This is a genomic window from Corallococcus sp. CA053C (genome assembly GCF_003611675.1).
In the GTDB taxonomy this organism is placed as follows: domain Bacteria; phylum Myxococcota; class Myxococcia; order Myxococcales; family Myxococcaceae; genus Corallococcus.
Map to the genome: position 1 here is coordinate 1 of NZ_RAWA01000555.1, position 5,081 is coordinate 5,081.

Here is a 5,081-nt window from a genome sequence, read left to right on the forward strand (position 1 = left end):
GGTGGGCGACAGGTTCGCGGACGGCGGGGGGCCGACGACGACCTCATAGGCGACGCGGCCCAGCGAGGGCTCCAGCCGGGACAGGTGGGTCTCCAGCATGGCGCGGTAGTGGTCATCCACCCAGTCGCGGAAGAAGCGGTCGGGGACGCCCAGGACGAGGGCGTTCTCGCGCACCTCCAGGGGGCGCATCCGCTCCAGCCAGGTCAGCGCGTAGTGGAGCCCTTCGTGACGGATGGCCTCCAGCGTGCGGGTCCAGACGACTCCGGCACTGGGCAGCGACGGCGGGGCTTGAGTGGCGAGGGCGTTCACACGGAGGCTCGGAAAGGACGGTGCGGAAGGGAGAACCAGCGGGCGTCTGGCGGTGCTAACAGACGGTTTCCGGGCGATCAAGGAACCGGCCGGAAGCTCAACAGTTCCCAGGGGTTCACTCCCTCCAAGTGATCTGTGGGGGATCCACCGCAGCGGTGCGATGGATCCATCGGATCCGGGAGTCCGGCGGATCCGCGAGTCCGGTAGCTCCCTAGATGTCATGGGCCGCCTCATCGGATCGCTCGTGGGTCACCTCCTCGGATCGCAGTCCCGATCACTCCGACCAGCCCGCGTGCTCGGAAGCGTCAAGGGTCGGCTACGCCGAAACCTGAACGGTTCTGCGCCCTTGACCCTCCCTCCGCGCGCGGGCGAAGGGCAACCGGCCGCAAGCGGCCAGTCCTGAGCGATCAGGAGTCGCGATCCGTTTGGCCGACCCGGATGCGGTCCGTTGACCCGGCCCCTGACAGCCGAAACCGGTCGAACTGCTCGGGAGCCACCCAGGCGGCGCCCTGGACGGCCTGTGCAAGCCCCATGCGGCGATCTCCAAGAACGAGATCGCCACACCCTCAACCAAGTCGGTAGGCCCTCGCAAGCGCTACCTAACTGATCGGCATTGCCATTAGTCGGCAGTGGTCCTCACTCGCGTACTGGGTGAATTCAACTGGTCGCCGCAACATCTTGAAAGTGAGGAGTTGCGATGGGAGCAAGCAAGTGCCGACGGGATGTGCGTTCTGGACGTCCTCTCAGCTCACCACCTTGCGGCTGAAGAGGCCCAGCAGCACCGCCAAGTACAACCAGCCCCCGTCGGTCCAGACATAGGTGACGTCACCCACCCACGCGCGGTGGGGCTGGCCGGTTGGAGGTTTTTTCCAAGGTGTTCGGTGCTACCGGGTGGCGGCGGGGAACTCGGCGGCTGCATCAGTTTAGGCGAGTCACAATGGCGCTAAGCCCCGATGGGGTACATCCCTCCCATACGTACCGACGATTTCGCAGTTGCTGACGATGATGTTGCCCAGGCTCAGTCCAGCTACCCGTCTGCGGACGGTGATGTGGTTACCTCGGGAAACGTTGGCCACCTGCTGCAACTCAGTTCGCCGAAGTTGCACTGAAGGCTGGTTGGCTCGGAGCCGCAGGCGGAAGTGAGCACGACGTAGATGGAATCGAGCATGTCCCGTCCGAGGCTCTCGACGTAGCCCGTCGTCTGAATGACCTGGCCCCGGTAACTGGCATCCGCTCGGACTTCGTTCGCTCCGTACTCCCGAAGCAAGGGACCGATGTCCACCTACTCTGGCTCCCCCGTGGATTGAGCGCGAGCTGAGGAAGTCCTGCTCCTCATGCCTCCAACTTCTTTCCCCGCCAGCTGAAGGGCGCTGACGAGGAATACCCCTGCGATGCACCCGCCGACGATGAGGTCCACCTTCCAGGGAGGCATGGACGTGCGTCGGGGCGCTCCGCACTTCGGGCAGGCCGCTGCGGAGGTCGCCATGTCGTTGCCGCACTCCCCGCACTTCACCAGCGCCATCGCACTCTCTCCGGATTGGGTCAGCCGTGTGCCACTGCCTCCGAGCTGTCGTCCGTGACGCGTCACAAAAGACACGTCGCTAGTGACGTGGTAGAGTTGTCGTAGGCCCTCCTACGGTCCCGCCGCAAGATGGTGCGGCGCCCGGCCGAGAGAAGACGCCGCCCCGAGCGGGCGGCGCAGTACGAGTCTCCCGTGTACAGAGACCTCCAGCAGCGGCTGGCGGCTGCCGTACGTCGTCTGCGTCAGCAGAGGGACTGGACGCAGGAGGAGGCCGCGCACCGCAGCGGCATGACCGTGCGCGTCTACCAGCGCGTCGAGGGCGAGGAAGTGAACCTCACACTCACCACCATCGCTCGGATCGCCGAAGGCTTTGAGGTGGACCCGGTCGAGCTGTTCAAGGTGGCGAAGAATCGATAGGTGCGCCGAAGCGGGATCCGCGGGACAACCCTGTTAGGTTGGAACCCTGGAGGTCCTTCAGCACGTGCCCTACTTTTCATGTCGGCTCTCGCTTCTGACGCTGCTGCTGGCAGGAGTCGCCGCCGCTCAGCCTGCGCCCCCTACCCGTCAGCTCCGGCAGCGTGCTCTTTCCCTGCAGACAACAAGTCCGGTGGAGGCCTCGATTCATGTGGCGAAGGGGGTCCTCACCACGCTCACCTTCGACTCGCAGCTCCTGCCCAAGAGCGTGATGGTGCAGGGCCGTGACACCCACTTCGAACGAGTCGTCGTGGAGGAGCGCACCGTCACCCTCAAGCCCAAGGTGGACCTGGCAGCTGACGAGCGGCTCCTACTCACCGTGCGATTCGCGGATGGAGCTGCTCCTCAAGAGGCCATCTTCATCCTCATCCCCGCTGGCGAGCAGGTGGACGCGGCCGTCGAGGTCCTTCGCCGTGCACGGAACGCAGAGGCACTCCAGTTGGAGCTGACCCAGGTCCAAGCCCAGCTTGCCGCGCTGCAGGGCCGATGCGGTGACGGCGGACCGACGGGGCTCATCCTCTCAGGGCTCCTGGATTCGGACGTCATCACCTCGGTGTTCAAGGCGGCGGTTCCTCCCGGGAACGCCAGCGGGCTCAAGGTGGAACGCGGCGTGGGCTATCGGACCAGGGCGTGGACAGTCGTCACGGTGCGCGTACGCAACCTCGTGGGCCAACGCGTCTGGAGTCCGGGAGTGGCGCGCCTGTCAACGGCGCGCGGCCAGTCCATCCAGGTGAAGTCCTTGCGCACGGATAAGCCCCAGCTCGCACCCGGTGAAGAGGGCCTGTTGCTCGTGGAGACCGGGGCGCCTGTTTGGCAGGCGGAGGAGGAACTCCTCCTCGAGTTGTCGGACACCGCGAATGGACGAGCCCTGCCCATCAGGGGCGTGCGGCTGTAGGCATCCCCTTGATTGGACGAGGGAAGAGGACCGGAGCATGACGATGTCGCCCCTGCATCCCGACCATCTCACCGCCGGAAACCAGGTAGGTCCCTGGCGGATCCTCGAGTTTCTCGGTGGTGGCGGGGGAGGACGCCTCTTCAAGGTGGAGAGGGAGGAGCACCCCGGCCAGCCCTTCACGATGAAGGTGGCACTGCGGCCCGCGGGCCAACATGCTTCCGAGGAGGAGGACGCGGATGGACGTGTCTCGCGCGAGGCGGCGATCCACATGGCCTATGACACCGGGCTGAAGGTCCATGCCCTGGACCACTGGCTGGGGCCGTCCGGCTACCTCTACTTCGTGACGGACTACGTGGAGGGAGAGACCTTCACCGAGTGGTGTTGGCGGATGAAGCCCACGGCCGCGCGCCTCCTGGAGGTCTTCACGGAAGTGGTGCGGCTCGTCGACAAGCTGCATCGCCGGCACCTGTGGCACCGGGACTTGAAGGGATCCAACATCCTCATCCGCAAGGAGGATGGGCACCCCGTCCTCATCGACTTCGGCGTGGCGAGACAACCGGGCATGGTCACCCTGACGGTGGGGGTGCCACCAACGTCGCCGCACCTGCTGCCTCCCGAGTGCCTGGCCTTTCTTGCAGAAGGCGCTTGGAAGGAAGGGAACGCTTTCGAGCCGGGTACCGCAGGCGACCTCTACGCGTTGGGCATGCTGCTCTACGAGGCGCTCTCCGATGTCTATGCCTTCGATCCGAAGCTGCCCTACGACCAGCTTGTTCTCGCCATTGCGACGAAGATCCCGACCGCCCCTCACGTCGTCAACCCCAGGGTGCCTCGCACGCTGAGCGACATCTCCCTGCGCCTGCTTGCGAAGCGTCCCGAGGACCGGTTCGCCAACACGGAAGCTCTCCTCCAGGCGCTGTGGGACGCAGCCAAGGAGAAGAAGAAGCCGGAGTGGCAGGTATCCCTGGAGCAGTCGTTGCCAGAGGAGCCAGCCCCTCAAGAAGTGCAGGGGGAGGCGGGACGCGCGGAGGTGGACGTGCCGGTCCCGGAGGAATCGGAGCCGGCCCCCGACGCTCAACCTGTCGGCGCCCCTCTTCCGCGTACTCGCAGACGCGTCGTGACGTGGGGCTTGTGCGGCGTGCTGGCGGTTTTACTGGCCCTGTGGCTGGCGCTCAGCATGCTCGCGCCCCCACCTGAGAAAGGAAGCCTGTCCGTGCCCACCTCCCTGACGCCTCCCTCGTCCATCGCTGCTCTCCGGCGCTTTACTCCAGTGCGGCAAGCCGCTGCGGTGCTGTGCGCCACCGCGGGCCTCGCGTGCCCGAGTGCGCCAACGCGCCCCGACACCAACGTGCGCTGCCCCGAGGTTGCAACACAGGCCATGTTTCAGCAGCTCAGCCTGCGCAAGGACCTCAGTGCCGTTATCGACATCAACCAGCCAGGTGACCAGAGTCAGCTCGGCACCTACCGGGATGGTCCCGTCGTGGGGCGCATCGTCGGCTACTCCTGGTCGGATCCGGCCCTGCCTGACGGCACGTTGCTCTATGGGCGGATGTGGACAGGCCCAGGCATCTACGAGGGGGACGACGAGGCTGTCATCGCCCGCTACACCGAGGCCCGGCTCCCGGACGGGAGCACCTACCCCATCTGCATCGTGCTGGGCGGTCCGGAAGGTCGTGTGCGCAAGCTGCCGGGTTCCAAGGCCGGAGCCACGGTGCTGCCCCGCGAACTCCCAGTGTCTGCTGTGTGGCGATGGAAGTGACGAGGCGGGCCAGCCCTGCGCGGAATGAGGACCTGAAGCGAGCAGCCGGCGGCTCAAGCCGCAGCCAGGTCCTCGCGGCCGTCCCACCCGGACTCCGTCGAACCCGGCCCCGGTGAGGACCGCGG

Annotated in this window: 5 protein-coding genes; 3 read left to right on the forward strand and 2 right to left on the reverse strand. The window is 66.2% G+C overall.

All coding sequences use genetic code 11. The features are described 5' to 3' along the window. Together D7V97_RS39740 and D7V97_RS46900 are read right to left on the reverse strand one after the other, a co-directional pair. Positions 1–309, reverse strand: a 309-nt coding sequence (locus tag D7V97_RS39740; protein ID WP_304988529.1) for a DnaA N-terminal domain-containing protein, incomplete at its 3' end; no start/stop codon positions are given. Between the two features lie 1,027 nt (positions 310–1,336). After that, positions 1,337–1,591, reverse strand: a complete 255-nt coding sequence (locus D7V97_RS46900) for a hypothetical protein (RefSeq protein WP_120615781.1) — start codon at positions 1,589–1,591, stop codon at positions 1,337–1,339. A 432-nt stretch (positions 1,592–2,023) separates the two neighbouring features. Between D7V97_RS46900 and D7V97_RS39750 the strand changes: the two genes are divergently transcribed. The 3 genes from D7V97_RS39750 (at position 2,024) to D7V97_RS39760 (ending at position 4,956) form a co-directional block, all read left to right on the forward strand. Then, the gene (locus D7V97_RS39750) at positions 2,024–2,248 is read left to right on the forward strand and encodes a helix-turn-helix domain-containing protein (protein ID WP_158623554.1); all 225 of its coding nucleotides are present in this window, start codon (positions 2,024–2,026) and stop codon (positions 2,246–2,248) included. A 64-nt stretch (positions 2,249–2,312) separates the two neighbouring features. After that, positions 2,313–3,200, forward strand: a complete 888-nt coding sequence (locus D7V97_RS39755) for a DUF2381 family protein (protein ID WP_158623555.1) — start codon at positions 2,313–2,315, stop codon at positions 3,198–3,200. A gap of 37 nt (positions 3,201–3,237) precedes the next feature. Next, positions 3,238–4,956: a protein kinase gene (locus tag D7V97_RS39760; RefSeq protein WP_120615784.1), complete on the forward strand. Its 1,719-nt coding sequence runs from the start codon at positions 3,238–3,240 to the stop codon at positions 4,954–4,956. Positions 4,957–5,081: the final 125 nt, after the last annotated feature.